The 14,210-nt window shown below is 73.5% G+C and carries 14 protein-coding genes; 5 read left to right on the top strand and 9 right to left on the bottom strand.

What is annotated here, in order from left to right:
* Positions 1 to 19: 19 nt before the first annotated feature.
* Positions 20 to 238, top strand: a complete 219-nt coding sequence (locus JWP64_RS28620) for a hypothetical protein (RefSeq protein ID WP_297503161.1) — start codon at positions 20 to 22, stop codon at positions 236 to 238.
* 33 nt (positions 239 to 271) lie between these two features.
* Here the strand turns inward: JWP64_RS28620 and JWP64_RS28615 are convergent, their stop codons facing one another.
* Entirely contained in the window at positions 272 to 1,033 is a 762-nt protein-coding gene (locus JWP64_RS28615; RefSeq protein WP_297503160.1) for an SDR family NAD(P)-dependent oxidoreductase, read from the bottom strand.
* 46 nt (positions 1,034 to 1,079) lie between these two features.
* Complete coding sequence (locus tag JWP64_RS28610) at positions 1,080 to 1,331, bottom strand: DUF2530 domain-containing protein (RefSeq protein WP_297503159.1); 252 nt, start codon at positions 1,329 to 1,331, stop codon at positions 1,080 to 1,082.
* A 54-nt stretch (positions 1,332 to 1,385) separates the two neighbouring features.
* On the opposite strand from JWP64_RS28610, the gene JWP64_RS28605 reads away from it, so the two are divergent.
* Together JWP64_RS28605 and JWP64_RS28600 are read left to right on the top strand one after the other, a co-directional pair.
* Positions 1,386 to 2,831 carry an NCS2 family permease gene (locus JWP64_RS28605; protein ID WP_297503158.1) on the top strand — a complete coding sequence of 482 codons (1,446 nt, stop codon included), beginning with the start codon at positions 1,386 to 1,388 and terminating at the stop codon, positions 2,829 to 2,831.
* A gap of 78 nt (positions 2,832 to 2,909) precedes the next feature.
* Positions 2,910 to 4,154: an MFS transporter gene (locus JWP64_RS28600; RefSeq protein WP_297503157.1), complete on the top strand. Its 1,245-nt coding sequence runs from the start codon at positions 2,910 to 2,912 to the stop codon at positions 4,152 to 4,154.
* Between the two features lie 146 nt (positions 4,155 to 4,300).
* Here the strand turns inward: JWP64_RS28600 and JWP64_RS28595 are convergent, their stop codons facing one another.
* The 7 genes from JWP64_RS28595 to JWP64_RS28565 all read right to left on the bottom strand — a co-directional run bounded on the left by JWP64_RS28595 (position 4,301) and on the right by JWP64_RS28565 (position 12,439).
* On the bottom strand, positions 4,301 to 5,185 hold the full coding sequence (locus JWP64_RS28595; protein ID WP_297503156.1) for a DMT family transporter: 885 nt from the start codon (positions 5,183 to 5,185) through the stop codon (positions 4,301 to 4,303).
* A 179-nt stretch (positions 5,186 to 5,364) separates the two neighbouring features.
* A complete protein-coding gene (locus tag JWP64_RS28590) occupies positions 5,365 to 6,303 on the bottom strand; it encodes a glycoside hydrolase family 16 protein (protein ID WP_297503155.1) in 939 nt (312 codons plus the stop codon).
* A gap of 72 nt (positions 6,304 to 6,375) precedes the next feature.
* Complete coding sequence (locus tag JWP64_RS28585) at positions 6,376 to 8,175, bottom strand: glycoside hydrolase family 16 protein (protein ID WP_297503154.1); 1,800 nt, start codon at positions 8,173 to 8,175, stop codon at positions 6,376 to 6,378.
* 22 nt (positions 8,176 to 8,197) lie between these two features.
* Positions 8,198 to 9,220: a hypothetical protein gene (locus JWP64_RS28580; protein WP_297503153.1), complete on the bottom strand. Its 1,023-nt coding sequence runs from the start codon at positions 9,218 to 9,220 to the stop codon at positions 8,198 to 8,200.
* A gap of 26 nt (positions 9,221 to 9,246) precedes the next feature.
* A complete protein-coding gene (locus tag JWP64_RS28575; RefSeq protein WP_297503152.1) occupies positions 9,247 to 9,912 on the bottom strand; it encodes a hypothetical protein in 666 nt (221 codons plus the stop codon).
* The gene (locus JWP64_RS28570) at positions 9,909 to 10,664 is read right to left on the bottom strand and encodes a hypothetical protein (protein ID WP_297503151.1); all 756 of its coding nucleotides are present in this window, start codon (positions 10,662 to 10,664) and stop codon (positions 9,909 to 9,911) included. The genes JWP64_RS28575 and JWP64_RS28570 overlap by 4 nt, the downstream gene beginning before the upstream one ends.
* Positions 10,665 to 10,930: 266 nt before the next feature.
* Complete coding sequence (locus JWP64_RS28565; RefSeq protein ID WP_297503150.1) at positions 10,931 to 12,439, bottom strand: glutamate--cysteine ligase; 1,509 nt, start codon at positions 12,437 to 12,439, stop codon at positions 10,931 to 10,933.
* Positions 12,440 to 12,616: 177 nt separating this feature from the next.
* On the opposite strand from JWP64_RS28565, the gene JWP64_RS28560 reads away from it, so the two are divergent.
* Both JWP64_RS28560 and JWP64_RS28555 read left to right on the top strand, forming a co-directional pair.
* Positions 12,617 to 13,429, top strand: a complete 813-nt coding sequence (locus tag JWP64_RS28560) for an RNA methyltransferase (protein WP_297503149.1) — start codon at positions 12,617 to 12,619, stop codon at positions 13,427 to 13,429.
* A 4-nt stretch (positions 13,430 to 13,433) separates the two neighbouring features.
* Entirely contained in the window at positions 13,434 to 14,015 is a 582-nt protein-coding gene (locus tag JWP64_RS28555; RefSeq protein ID WP_297503148.1) for a DUF2537 domain-containing protein, read from the top strand.
* The last annotated feature ends 195 nt before the right edge of the window (positions 14,016 to 14,210 follow it).

Genomic DNA, 14,210 nt, shown 5'->3' with positions numbered 1-14,210 from the left:
GCCCGGGTAGGGCTGAGGCATGAGCGAGATCGACAGTCGTCAGGTGTCCGAGGAGCGAGCCCGGACCCGCGCCGAGCCCTTGCCCGAGGAGCGGAGGGCGGAGATCCCCGGCGAGGACCACCGCGCCGAGGCCGAGGAGATCCTGGCCGAGTCCGAGGAGCGGGTGCAGGGCGCGGTCGCGGGCCGGGAGCCCCGGGACGCCGCGGACGAGCACCGGCGTTCGGAGGACACCGTCTGACCGACGTGGCCGGGCCGCGGGGCCCGGCCACGGTCAGCTCTCCCGGTAGGCCCGGCTCGCCGACGCCTGGGCCCGCGGCTTCAGGACGATCTGGTCGAGGTTCACGTGGGACGGCCGGGTCGCGGCGAACGCGATCACGTCCGCGACGTCCTCGGCCGTCAGCGGGGTGAGGCCCTTGTAGACGTCGTCCGCCTTCTCCTCGTCGCCGCCGAACCGGACCAGGGAGAACTCCGTCTCGACCATCCCGGGGCAGATCTCGGTGAGCCGGACCGGCTGGCCCAGGAGCTCCCCGCGCAGCGTCCGGTGCAGCATCGCCTGGGCGTGCTTGGCGCCGGTGTAGCCCGCGCCGTTGTCGTAGGGCTCGAGCGCGGCGATCGAGGTGACGGTGACGATGTGCCCGTCGCCGGAGGCGAGCAAGGCCGGGAGCAGGCCCTTCGTCACCCGCAGCGTGCCGATCACATTGGCCTCGAACATCCAGCGCCAGTCGTCCTCGTCCGCCTCGGCGACGGGTTCGAGGCCCTTCGCGCCGCCCGCGTTGTTCACCAGCAGCCGGCACTCGGGGACCGCGGCGACGAAGGCCGAGACGGAGTCGGGGTCCGTCACGTCGAGCCGCACCGCGGTGCCGTCGATCTCCCTGGCGATCTCGGCGCACCGGTCCACCCGGCGGGCGCCGAGGACCACGTTGAAGCCGGCCCGGGCGAGCGCGCGGGCGGTGGCCGCCCCGATACCGGAGCTGGCCCCGGTGACGACGGCGGTGGGACGGCCAGAATCGGTGGGCTCGCTCGCGGCGGTCATGGGTGCACCCTAGGCAACGACGCCCGGCCGAGCTGCAGAGTCTGTCCTAATCGAGCCCGCGCTGGGCCGTCCGCGACCCCCGCCGCGCCGCGGCGCGCTGCCAGCTGGACACACCCCAGCCGAGGGCGCCGAGCAGTGCTCCCGCGACGCAGGTGGCGAAGGCGACGCCGAGCGGGCGGCCCGTGGCGAGGTGCGCCACCAGCAGCACGACCATCCCGACGACCCACAGCGCGGTACCGGCGCCGACGACGACGCGGATGTCGTCCAGGCGGCGCGGGAGCGGGGGCGGGTCGATCACGGCGCCAGCCTACCGGGGCCGGGTCCGGCGGAGCACGGCCGGAGGTGACACGGTATGCGCGTGATCGAGCGCTTCTTCCGGCTCGCCGAGCGCGGCTCCACGGTTCCCCGGGAGCTCCGCGGCGGCCTCGTCACCTTCGTGACGATGTCCTACATCATCGTGCTGAACCCGCTGATCCTCGGCAGCTTCTCGGCCGCGGATCCGGGGGCCAAGACCGATGCGCTCGGCGCGATCCTGCCGGTCCCGCAGGTCGCGGCCGTCACCGCACTCGTCGCGGGCCTGATGACGATCCTGTTCGGCCTCGTCGCCAACCTCCCGTTCGCGATCGCCACCGGCCTGGGCATCAACACCCTGCTCGCGGTCACGATCGCCCCGCTGATGAGCTGGCCCGAGGCGATGGGCCTCGTCGTCATCGACGGCGTGGTGATCGTGCTGCTGGCGGCCTCCGGCTTCCGGACGGCGGTGTTCAACGCCGTCCCGGCCGAGCTCAAGACGGCCATCGCGGTGGGCATCGGGTTGTTCATCGCGCTGATCGGGCTGGTCGACGCCGGGTTCGTCACCCGGCTGCCGGACGCCGCGAACACGACCGTCCCCGTCGGACTCGGGATCAGCGGCTCGATCGGGTCCTGGCCCACGTTCGTCTTCGTGATCGGCCTGCTGATCACCGGCGTGCTCGTCGCCCGCGGGGTGCGGGCCGGGATCCTGGTCGGTGTCCTCGTCACGACGGTGATCGCGATCATCGTCGAGTCGATCGCGCACGTCGGATCGGCCGCGACGAACCCCAGGGGCTGGTCCCTGGCCGTGCCGACGCTCCCGGACCGCGTCGTCGAGCTGCCGGACCTCTCGCTCGTCGGCAACGTGTCGTTGGGTGCGTTCACCCGGCTGGACACCCTGACGGTGGTCCTGCTCGTCTTCACGCTGGTGCTGGCAAACTTCTTCGACGCGATGGGCACCATGACCGGACTCGGCCGGCAGGCCGGGCTCGTCAACCGGGACGGGCAGCTGCCGAACATCGGCCGGGCCCTGGTCGTCGAGGGGGCCGGGGCGATCGCGGGTGGCGCGGCGTCCGCGTCGTCGAACACCGTGTTCGTCGAGTCCGCCGCGGGCATCGCCGAGGGCGCACGGACCGGGCTCGCCAACATCGTCACCGGGCTGCTGTTCCTGGCGGCGATGTTCTTCACGCCGCTCTACTCCATCGTCCCGGTGGAGGCGGCGGCCCCGGCGCTGGTGATCGTCGGGGCGCTGATGTTCCGCCAGGTCGCGGAGATCGACCTGACGGAGCTGCGGTCGGCGATACCGGCGTTCCTCACGATCGTCGTCATGCCGTTCACGTACTCGATCGCCAACGGCATCGGTGCGGGCTTCATCAGCTACGTCGTGCTGGCGGCGGCGACGGGCGGGGCACGCAAGGTGCATCCGCTGATGTGGGTGGTCGCGATCGCGTTCGTGGGCTATTTCGCAGTCGGGCCGATTCGCTCGCTGACGGGAGGGTCGTTGTAGTAAGCTAAGTAAATCGTGAGTGCTGTCGTCGAAACCCCGGGCCCTGCTCCGTCGACGTCCGCCGAGTCCCCTCCCGGCATGTTCGCCTCCCTGCACGTGCCCAACTACCGGCTCTACGCCGGCGGACAGATCGTCTCGCTCGTCGGGACGTGGATGCAGCGGATCGCGCAGGACTGGCTGGTCCTCGACCTCACCGGCGGCAGCGCCACGGCGCTGGGGGTCGCGGCGGCGCTGCAGTTCGCCCCGACGCTGCTGCTCTCGTTGTGGGGCGGGGTGCTGGCGGACCGGGTGGACAAGCGCCGCGCCCTGATCCTGCTGCAGATCGCGATGGGGCTCTGCGCGCTCGCACTGGGCGTCACGGTGGTGACGGGCGTCGTCGCGCTGTGGCAGGTCTACCTGCTGTGTGCGCTGCTCGGCTGCTTCTCCGCGCTCGACGTGCCGGTCCGTCAGTCCTTCGTCTCGGAGATGGTGGGTCCGGCGCAGCTCGGCAATGCGGTCGCGCTCAACTCGCTGACGTTCAACCTCGCCCGGATCGCGGGGCCCGCGGTGGCCGGTGCGCTGATCGTCGCGGTCGGCACCGGCTGGGTGTTCCTGATCAACGCGGCGAGCTTCGCCGGCGTCGTCACCGGGCTGGTGCTGATGCGCACGGACCGGCTGTTCCGGTCGGAGCCCGTGCCCCGCGCTCCGCACCAGCTGCGCGACGGCCTGGCGTACGTCCGTAGCCGGCCGGAGATGGTCGCGGTGCTGGTGCTGGTCTTCCTGGTCTCGACCTTCGGGATCAACTTCTTCATGACCCTGGCGATCATGGCGCGCAACGTCTTCCACCGCGATGCCCAGGGCTACGGCCTGCTGACGACGCTGATAGCGGTGGGGTCGGTGATCGGGGCGACGCTCGCCGCCCGGCGGTCCGGACGGCCGCGGATCCGGCTCGTCGCGTCGTCCGGGCTGGCGTTCGGCGTCCTGCTGGTGGCGGCCGGGCTGATGCCGACGTACCTCAGCACCGGGATCGCGCTCGTCCCGGTGGGGCTCGCGGCGCTGACCTTCACGACGGCGGCGAACTCGGCGGTGCAGCTCTCGGCCGATCCGGCGATGCGCGGGCGCGTGATGGGGATCTACATGCTGCTGTTCCTCGGTGGGACGCCGCTCGGCGGACCGCTGCTGGGGATGCTGGCCGAGCGCTTCGGCGGACGCGCGCCGCTGGTGGTCGGCGGGGTGGTGACCGTGGTGTCCGTGCTGGTCGTCGCGCTGGTCCTGGCCTGCCGGATGGAGCCGTCGCCCCTGGCCCGGTTCAGGACCACCCGGTTCGGGAGGTTGACCGCGTAGGAAGGGTAGGCTAACTTCAGTCACGTCGCTTCGTGGTGGGAGCGGCGCGTCAGTTCGGGAAGGATCAGGGCCCCTGCCTACAGGCAGGGGCCCTGGTTCGTCCTCCGGGTGGTTCGGTGGCCGGCATCCAACGCGGCTCGGTGGGGTCAGCGCCGGCGGGTGAGGGCGACGCCGGCGAGGGCCAGGACGCCGCCGGCCAGGGCGAGGGCGGGCGGGGCCTCGCCGAGCAGGATCGCGGCCATGACGATCGTGATCGGCGGGACGCCATAGGTGGTGACGCCCAGCCGTCCCGCGTCCATCCTCGCCAGGGCGTAGGCCCAGGTGCTGAACGCGAGGGCGGTCGGGACCAGGCCGAGGTAGACCATGCCCGCCGTCGCCCCGGCCGGGGCGCTCGCCAGGTCCCGCACGAGGCCGCCTGCGTACGGCAGACACGCGAGCATCCCGATCGTGCAGGCCAGGAAGGTCACCTGCAGGCCCGGGAGGCGGCGCAGGACGGGTTTCTGCGTCAGCACCCCGATCGCGTACGTCACCGCGGCGACGACGCACAGCAGTGCGCCCACGAGGTCGGTGGCGTCTCCTGTCGCGGTCGCCGCCCCGATCAGGACGACCCCGGCGAACGCGACCGCCGCGCCGATCACCAGCCAGCGCGGGAACCCTTCGCCGAGCAGCACGCCGGCGAACAGGGCGATCAGGATCGGGCCGATGTTCACCAGCATGGCCGTCGTGCCCGCGTCCACGCGTTGCTCCGCGGCGTTCAGTGCGACGTTGTAGGCGGCGAACCAGGCCAGCCCGCAGAGCAGCAGGAGCGCCCACTCGCGGCGGGTCGGGGCGACCCAGTTTCGGCGGACGAGCAGCAGGAGGCCGAGCGCGACGGTCCCGACGGCGAGGCGGCCGAGGGCGAGCGGCCCGGGCTCGAACGCCCGGCCGACATAGCGGATCGCCACGAAGGCCGACGCCCACGCGAGCACGGTGATCGTGACGGCCGCGAGGGCGCTCCAGCGGTACCGGGACGCGAGTGCGGGAGCGGTCACGAAACGACCGTAGGCGGACGGGGCGGCACGGCGCGCACGATTTCTCCGCGAGAGGCTTGCGGATCAAGAGAAGGGTAGGCTAACTTCATCACGTCGCTTCGTGGTGGGAGCGGCGCGTCAGTTCGGGACGTGGGGTCCCAGCCGATCGGCTGGGACCCCATCCCTGTCTAGGACAGACCCTAAAGCCCGTAGATGCGCACCCAGTCCACGTCGAGCTTCACCTCGGCCGGCGTCGTGGCGTCCGGCCCATCGGCCCAGCCATCGCCGAACGGGCCGATGTCCTGCTGGATGGCCAGGTGCATCGGGCGCGGCGGGATCTGCTCCTTGTCCGTGGTCCGGAACGTCTCCTGGCCGTCGATGAAGCCCGCGACGTGGTCCGGCGTCCACTCGACGGCGTAGGTGTGCCACTGGGTGAAGTCCCCGGGCACGGTGACGCCGGTCTGGCTGTTGTCCTTGCCGTAGTGCAGGACGAAGTGGGTCTCGGTGCGGTCGCCCTTCGGCTGCTCCATGAAGTCGATCTCGCCGCCGCGCGGGAAGTCCTCCGCATCCGGCCAGAGCAGGATCACGGCGCTGTAGCCGTTCCCGACCTGGGTACGCGCCCGCACCTCCCAGCGGCCGTACTGCTGGCCCCTGCCCCACGCCATCCCGGCCGACCTCAGGCCGCGGCTCGTGATCGTCATGACGCCGTCCGCGACCGTGATGTTCTTCGGGTCGTGCCGGCCGACGCCACCGGTGGTCTTCCCGGTGTAGGTGTTCCAGAGCGACTCGTCGAGCGCGCCGCCGTCGAACTCGTCGTGCGCCGTCAGGGGCCAGTTGTTCTTCACCGCGGCTTCGTCGCCCGAGCGGGCGCTCGGGTCCAGGGTCGCGACGCCGCCGGGGCGGACGGGGTCACCGGGGTCGTGCGGTGCGCTCGGGGCCCCGGCGGTGGTCGTCGTGATCGGGCGGCGCTCCTGCGAGGTCGACGAGGTGCGGCCGTAGCTGATCACGGCGGTCAGGACGCCCGCGAGGGCCACGATCGACACGATGGACAGCACGATCGTCCAGACACGGCGGGGGCCGGGCGGGGGCTCGGGGTCCGGTGACGGTGTCGGAGGGGTGAGCTGATCTGTGCCCGGCACGTGATCCCCCAAGGGTGATCGAGGTGGAGGGGCTCACCGTAGGGAACGGATTCTGTGCCGACGCTGAGAGGGTCAGCCGGCCTCGCCCTCCTGCCGGGTACGGGCCTCGTCCTGGTTCCGCACGCCGGCCTGGTCCCGGCCGTCGTCCCGGGTCTGCCCGCCGTCGTTCCGGGTGCCGCTGGACCGGCTGTCGTCGCTGGGCCGGTCGACGGTGCTCGATCCGGAGCCGCCGTCGAGGGAGTACTGACGGACCCAGTCGACGTGTTCGAGGCCGCCGCCGCCCGCGGAACCGTCCCCGGGGAAGTAGTCGAGCTGGATGCAGAGGTGCATCGGGCCGGGCGGGAGGATCCCGGTGTCCGTGGTCTCCCACCACTGCTCGCCGTCGACGTACGCGGTGACCCGCTCGGGAGTCCACTCCACAGCCCAGTTGTGCCATTCGGTCGCGTCGATGTCCAGGCTGCCGTGGACCTGGGAGTTGTCCTCGCCGTAGTGCAGGAAGATGTCGGTCGACTGACGGTCGGGGTCGCCGATCTCCATGAAGTCGATCTCCCCGCCGACCGGGAAGTTCTCCGCGTCCGGCCACAGCAGCAGCAACGAGTGGTAGGCGTCCGCGCTGGCGGGGGACTTCACACGGGCCTCCCAGCGGCCGTACTTCTGCCCGGGGTTCCACGCCATGCCGGAGGTGTTGCCGTCCTCGTCCCCGGTGATCGTCATGATGCCGTCCTGGAGGGACACCGCGTCCGGGGTGCGACGTCCCTTGCCGGCGTGGCCGGGGCCGTCGTAGATCGACCACTGGTCCATGCCGCCGTCGAAGTCGTCCTCCCGGTCGGGGGCGCCCCAGCCGAACCGCTCGGCGGCGGTGGTGCCCTGCCCGGTGGTGTCGCTGCTCGCGGCACCGGCGCTGCTCGTGCCGGAGCTGCCGCTGCTCGGGGTGCCGTTGCCCGCGGAACCGCGTGCGGAGGAGTCGTCCGCATCGATGGGCGAGGCGCCGGTGCTTCCGGAATCCGAGCGGTCGTTGCCTGAGCCATCAGCGCTGGAGTTGCCGGAGCTGCCGGAGCCGCCGGAGCGAGAACTGCCGGAGCTGGAACTGTCGGGCCCCGAGCCGGCGGAGTCCGAGCCGCCAGAGCTGGAGTCGGCCGAGCCGGAGCTGCTCTCGTCGGGGCTGTCCGATCCAGCGCTGTCCGGTCCAGCGTTGCCCGAGTCGGAGCTGCCCGAGCTGGAACCGCCCGAGCCCGAACTGCCGGCCCGGGAGCGGGACGATGTGGCGGAACGTTCAGGTGCGGGCACGACGAGGACGTCCCCGTCATGGTAGGTGTCGCCCGAGCCCGAGCCCGAGCCCGAGCCCGAGCCCGAGCCCGAGCCCGAGCCCGAGCCCGAGCCCGAGCCCGAGCCCGAGCCCGAGCCTTGGCCGGCTCCTGACCCGGTCCCGGCCCCGGTGCCGGATCCGCTCTCGGAGCCGGTCCCGGTTCGAATGCCGGCGCCGGCCTCGGACCCGGAGCTGGTTCCCGTCCCCGATCCCGTCCAGGAGCGCACGCGAGAGCTCCTGCCGCCGACCGAGCCCGACTCCGTGCCGGATTCCTGCTCCGATCCCGAGTCTTGTCCCGTATAGGTCCCGGAGCCCTGATCGGAGCCCTCGGTGTCCGCCGACGCCCGGCCGTCGCGCCCGGGCCCGGAGCTGTGCCCGCCCCTGCCCGGATGCCCGCTCGGCGTGTGCTCGTAGCTGCTGGCGCGGCTCGCGGCCGTGCTGACGGTCGCCGGGGCCACCTCGGATCCGTCCTTCGCCACGACCCCGACGACCGCGGCTGTCACCAGCAGCCCGGCCGCCACCCCGGCCACCAGGTAGCGGCGCAGCAACCTCTCGACGTCGATCATCAGGTTCTCCGGTTCGGGGGTGTCACGGCGCGAAGCTCACGTGGACGTGGTCGAAGTGCCCGCCGGTCGCGTCGTGGACGTCGTAGACGCTGCTGCGGTACGCCCGCCCCCACCCGCCGGAGTCGGTGACCGACGGGTCCCAGTAGCGGCCCTGCCAGATCAGGTACGAGACGCGCAGCGGGCCGGCGTTCGCCCGCAGCCACTCCGCGAGCCGCCAGCCGTTCGCCAGCTCCCGGCCCTGCGGGAACCTGCCGCCGGTGGTCGGGAACAGGTCGCAGGCCCGGCCGCGCGGGTGATCGCTCGACGGGTTCCAGGCGTGCGCGTCCCAGCAGCTCGCCGTGTGCACGACCGGGCCGCCCTGCAGGGACCCGAACGCCGTGGTGACGGCGTCGAGCCCGTGCCGGGCGACGCCGGTGAGGCAGCCACGCCCGCTCGTCGGATCCGTACCGGTGCAGCCGGCCGGACCGCCGCCCCACGGTCGCGCGGCCGCCGGAGGCGCCGTCGACGACGCGATCCGCGGTGCGACGACCTGCGGGACCGGTGGGGGCCGGTCCGCCGCCGCGTGCCTCGCGAGCCCGGTCGAGTGGCCGAGATAGGTCCTCGCGCCGGAGAGATGGTCCGGGACGGCCTCCGGTTCGGCCTCCCGCCCGGCGAGCGGAAGGTCCGCCGTCGCCGGCAGGCCACCCGTCGCCGCGCGCAGCGGCGGGCAGACCCACGGCGTGACGCCTCGGAGATCCGCCGCGACGGACGAGGCGAGCGACGAGGGCCAGCGAGAACCGCCGGCGCCGACCCAGGTCTGCTCGACGGCGGCGAGCAGCCCGGACCCGGGCGGCTCGCCGCTGCCCTGGACGACCCGGGCGATCGGCAGGTTCTCCGGGCACAGGGAGGCCATGAGCCCGAGCAGCGGGACGGAGGCGGCGGGGGGCACCTCCGCGTGCGCCGGGGCGGCGCCCGCGAGCATCGCCACCGGCAGCAGACACCCCGCGAGAACGGAGGCGAGCGCCGCCCGCACCGGAGTCCGGAGGGGTCGCAAGGACGTGCGCACGGGTCACCTCGACCGCCGCCCGGGCGTCATCGCCGGGCTCCGTTCACGGCGGGCAGCGCCGGCGGCCGCGAGCCGGTGGCCGGTGTGGCCAGGATCCGGATGCCGCGGACGGGCCGCAGCCCCGGGACGACCGCCTCGGGCTCGTCGGGCGGCACCGTGGCGTGAGGCCCCGCGGCCGGCAGCGCGGTGAGCGGCCTCGGGGCCGGCCGCGCCGGCGGGGCAGCGACGAGCGCGCGCGGCGCCGGAGCGCTCAGCCGGCCGGAGTCCGCGACCGCCCGGGCAAGCCTCCCGATTGCCGTGGCGTACGCCCGGACCGGCCGCGGCAAGGTCTCCCGCTGGGTCCCGAGCAGGTCCGTGACCTCGGCGTACGGGTCGTCGAGCTCGAGCCAGCGGGTGACCATCGGCAGCTCGACGACCGCGCTCCAGCCGGGCCCGGTCTCGGCCAGCAGCGCGGCGATGCGTCCCCGGCGGCTCGGCCCGCAGGTCACGGCCAGTACCGGCGGCGGCCCCCCGCCGAGCATCACGGACATCCGGCCGGCGCGGTTCAGGGACTCCGCGGTGCCCCGGCAGACCACGACGTCCGCGCTCCCGATCTCGATCCCGCCGTCCCGCGCGTGCAGGGCCAGCGCGACGGTCGACGCGCCGACACCGCCGGACACCCCGGCGACCACCGGGATCCTGAAGCCGCTCATGACAGCCCTCCGGGCCCCTCGTCGAGGTCCTCCTCGCCGGCGTCGACGACGAGCCGCTCGCCGTCGACCGCGATCCCGATGCTGATCCGCACCCAGTGGCTGGGCAGGCTCCGCCAGCCCCGGGCGGTGGGGGCGGGCGCCGCCGCGGGCACGCCGGCGACGCCCGCCTCCACGTCGACCGGGACCCCGCCGCGCTCACCGACGGAGCGGTAGGGCGTGACCCGGACCCGGACGTCCACCAGCAGCCGGCCGCAGCCGTCCGGCCGGACCAGTCCCGGGAGCGCGAAATCCGCGCGCTGCCGTCCCGCGCCGTCCCAGCCGAGGTTCACCGGGCAGGACCGGCGCAGGTAGTCCGCGAGGACGAGCGCGCGGCGGCCCGGGTCCTCCTCGTCCCAGGACAGGTAGTCCGACGCGAACGCCGCGGCCAGCGCGGCGGCCTCGGCGGGATGCGGCACGGGCTCGGGCGCCGGGGTCTCCACCCGCCGCTCGACGACCGGGGCCCACGGGGCCGAACCCGGTCCCGTCGGGCCGTAGGGGGCGGGGGGCACCGGCGGGAAGCCGAACGGGTCCGTCAACGGGTCCTCTCTCGGGTCCGGGCCCAGCAGGTCCTCGGCGCGGCGCGCCGGACGCGCGTAGCGGGTGGCGGTTCCCGACCCGCGGGCCCACCCGTCGTCGCCGGGAGGCACACGCGGGTCGGGACCGCCGGGGCCGGGATCGGGGCGGCCGAACAGACGGAAGGGCACGGGGCTCACCGGCCCTTCGTCGGGCCGGGAGCTGCGGGTCGATCGGGCATGGCTCCCCCGTCTGCGGGCGCGCCGGCTCACCCGTACGGCTCCGGGAGCCGGACGGGCGGAGCAGGCACGAGAGCCCGGCACGGGGCCGGGGATCGGTGTGGGCGGGCGCGTAGGGACGTGGCCGCCGTGTGGGACGGGAGGAACCCTAGGAACCGCGGGGCCGGTCCCGCGGGGAAACGGGAAGACCGTTCACCATCGCGAACGAGGTGGGTCGAGCCCGCCGGTCAGGCGGGGAGCTTCCAGGTGTGCACCGGCTCGTTCGCCTCGGACATCGCCACGTACCGCTCGAGCATCCCCAGGAGCGCCTTCTCCCGGCTCGCGCCCCGGTTCTCCAGGGCGGCGACCGTGTCCAGCTGCCAGCCCGCCGAGGTGCGCCGGGTGACGCAGCGCCGCTCGATGACATTGAGGTAGCGGTCGCGGACCGCCGCGCTGACGCCCCAGCGCGTCAGGCCCTCGTGGGCCAGGGGGAGCAGCTTGCGCAGGGTCAGTTCGTCGGGTCGGATCCAGCCGGTACCGGGCCAGTAGAGCGGGGCCTCCATGCCGTGCTTGGCCGCCGTCGTGAAGTTCTCCTCCGCCGCCTGGAAGGACATCGAGTGCCAGAGCGGCTCGTCCGCCTCCACCAGCACGCGGAGCAGGCCGTAGAAGAACAGCGCGTTCGCGACCATGTCGACCGCGGTCGGCCCGGACGGCAGCACGCGGTTCTCCAGCCGGATGTGCGGCTGCCCGTCCGCCACGTCGTAGACCGGGCGGTTCCAGCGCCAGATCGTCCCGTTGTGCAGTTTGAGCTCGTCGAGCTCGGGGACGCCGCCCGCGCGCAGCACGGCCATCGGGTCGGTGTTCCCGGTCATCGGCATGATCCCGGGGAAGTACCGGGCGTTCTCGGTGAACAGGTCCAGCACGGAACCGATCCAGCGCTCGCCGAACCACACCCGGGGCCGGACGCCCTGGTTGCGCAGCTCGACCGACCGTACGTCGCAGGCCTGCTTGAACAGCGGGATCCGGGTCTCGGCCCAGAGCCGGCGGCCGAGCAGGAACGGCGAGTTCGCGGCGAGCCCGAGCTGGACGCCCGCGAGGCACTGCGCGGCGTTCCAGTACGCCGGGAACTCCGCGGGCGAGAGCTGCAGGTGCAACTGCATCGACGTGCACGCCGCCTCGGCGACGATGGACTCGTAGTCCGCCGTGAAGGTCTCCGGCGGGACGGCGTGCAGGTTCGCCGGATCGTCGCCCGCGATCTCGATGTGGATCGGCTCGCCGCGTGCGGTCAGGACCTGCTCGTTCAGCACGGTGTAACGTCGGTCACTCGACAGCGACTCCGGCACCATGTGCTGCGTCTGCAGCGTCGGCAGGATCCCGATCATCACCACCTGCGACGCGCAGTCGCTGGCCTTCGCCCGGGCCACGGCGAGGTTGTCCAGGAGCTCGTGTTCGAGATGCCGCCACTGATCACCGGGCAGTGGGCGCGGGGGGAGGTTGAGCTCGAGGTTCCAGCGGCCGAGTTCGGTCTGGAACTCCGAGGCGCCGATGGCGTTCAGGACGTCCCGGCCGGTCATCGCGGGGGAGAGGTCGTCGTCGACCAGGTTCAGCTCGACCTCGATCCCCGTCATGGGGTCGTCCTCGGCGAACGGGTGCTCCCGCAGCATCGTGGCCAACGCTTCCAGGCACCGTTGCACCTTGGCCCGATATCGCTGGCGTTCCCGTCGACTGAACCGGGTCCGGTCGACGTCCTGGCCCATGCGTGAGCTGCCTCCTTGCTTCCGGATGTCCGGCCTCCGTCACCGGCCTGACCGGCGCCGGTCGGGCGGCTATCCACCGTGTCACATCGCCGAGCGGTCCGGTACCGGCTGAAAGGGCTACCCCGCGCGACGAGCGGCCGCCGACCTGGGTCGATCGGCACCTGGGATCATCAACTCGTGGCCACCATCACCGCGATCCGGGACCCTGCGGACCCCCGGCTGGACGACTACCGGGACCTCACCGTCGCCGACCGGCGGCCGGACCGGCCCGGCGGCCGCGGGATCGTCATCGCCGAGGGCGTCGTCGTGGTGCGCCGGCTGATCGACTCGCCCTACCCGGTGCGCTCCCTGCTCGGGGTCCCGCGGCGGCTCGCCGAGCTCGAGGACGACCTCGCCGCGCTCGACGTCCCGGCGTACGAGGCGGACGCGGACACCATGGCGACGACGGTCGGTTTCCACCTCAACCGCGGCGTGCTCGCCGTGGCGGACCGGGCCGAGGCGCCGGACGTCGCCGCGCTGGCGCGCACCGCACGGGTCCTGGCCGTCTGCGAGGGCGTCAACGACCACGAGAACCTCGGCTCGCTGTTCCGCAACGCCGCGGCCCTGGGCGTCGACGGGATCCTGCTCGGCCCACGCTGCTCGGACCCGCTCTACCGGCGCAGCGTCCGCGTCTCGATGGGGCACGTCCTGCGGGTGCCGTTCGCGACGATCCCCGAGCCCTGGCCCGCGTCGCTGGACGTCCTGCGGCAGGCCGGGCTGCGCGTCGCGGCGCTCACCCCGGCCGCGGACGCGGTCCCGCTCTCCGCCGCCGGCCTGTCCGGCGAACGGGTGGCATTGCTCGTCGGCGCGGAGGGCCCGGGGCTCAGCACGGAGGCGTTGCAGGCCGCTGACCTGCGGGTGAAGATCCCGATGGCCTCCGGGGTCGACTCTCTCAATGTCGCAACGGCCGCCGCGGTGGCCTTCCATGCGGTGGCGCCTTCCGTAACCTGAGAGCGTGCACCTCGCTGATGGGGGACAGGTGGTGCTCGGCGAAAAGCGGCCGGGCGACTCCGTGCTGCCCCCGGAACTCGAGGACTCGCTGCGCGAGTGGGGCGCTGTCGCGTCGACCGTCGCGCTGCGGGCGGGGCCGGTCGAGCAGGACCTCGTCCGACGGCGGGGCCGCCAGCTGGCGGGCCGCGTCTCGGACGTCCTGGGCCGGCCCGTCGAGTACGTGGATCCGGTGACCGGCGGGATCGACGTCGTCCACGGGCCGAACACGGGCCCGCTCGCCGGGCTCCCGCTCGTCGCGGAGCATCGGGCGCGGGCGGAGTCCGCGGAACCGACCCCCTGGGCGACGGGCCTGACGGTCGCGGTGTTCTTCGCCGTCCTCGCGGCGGTCGGGGACATCGCGCTGAGCCGGGCGTTCGGGACGGCCTTCGGTGCTCTCTGGGTGCCGGCGAACGTGATGGTGGTGCTCGGCCTGGCCCCGTCGATGTGGATCGCGCGGCGGATGCCGTTCTGGCGCTGGATCGCGCTGGGGGCGGCGGTGGGGCTCGGTGCGGCCTGGGTCTGCCTGATCCTCACCGCGCTCCTCTGAGCGGCCCTGGTCGCCTGCCGTGCGCTGACGTGACGGACTCCGGCCGACGTGTGGGCTCGCCGCGAGGTGCCGGGCGATCCGGGGCTCGGTCAGCGTTTGCGGTACAGGGCGGCCATCACGGGCCGGTATGTACCGCGGCCGCGATCAACCTCGTGCTGATCACCGTTCCTGACGGGCCATCCGTGGCCGGTGAGG

Origin of the sequence: Pseudonocardia sp. (assembly GCF_025465255.1) — a bacterium.
Taxonomy (GTDB): Bacteria; Actinomycetota; Actinomycetes; order Mycobacteriales; family Pseudonocardiaceae; genus Pseudonocardia.
Note: the sequence above shows the minus strand (reverse complement) of the source record. Positions and strands in the feature narration are given on the sequence as shown.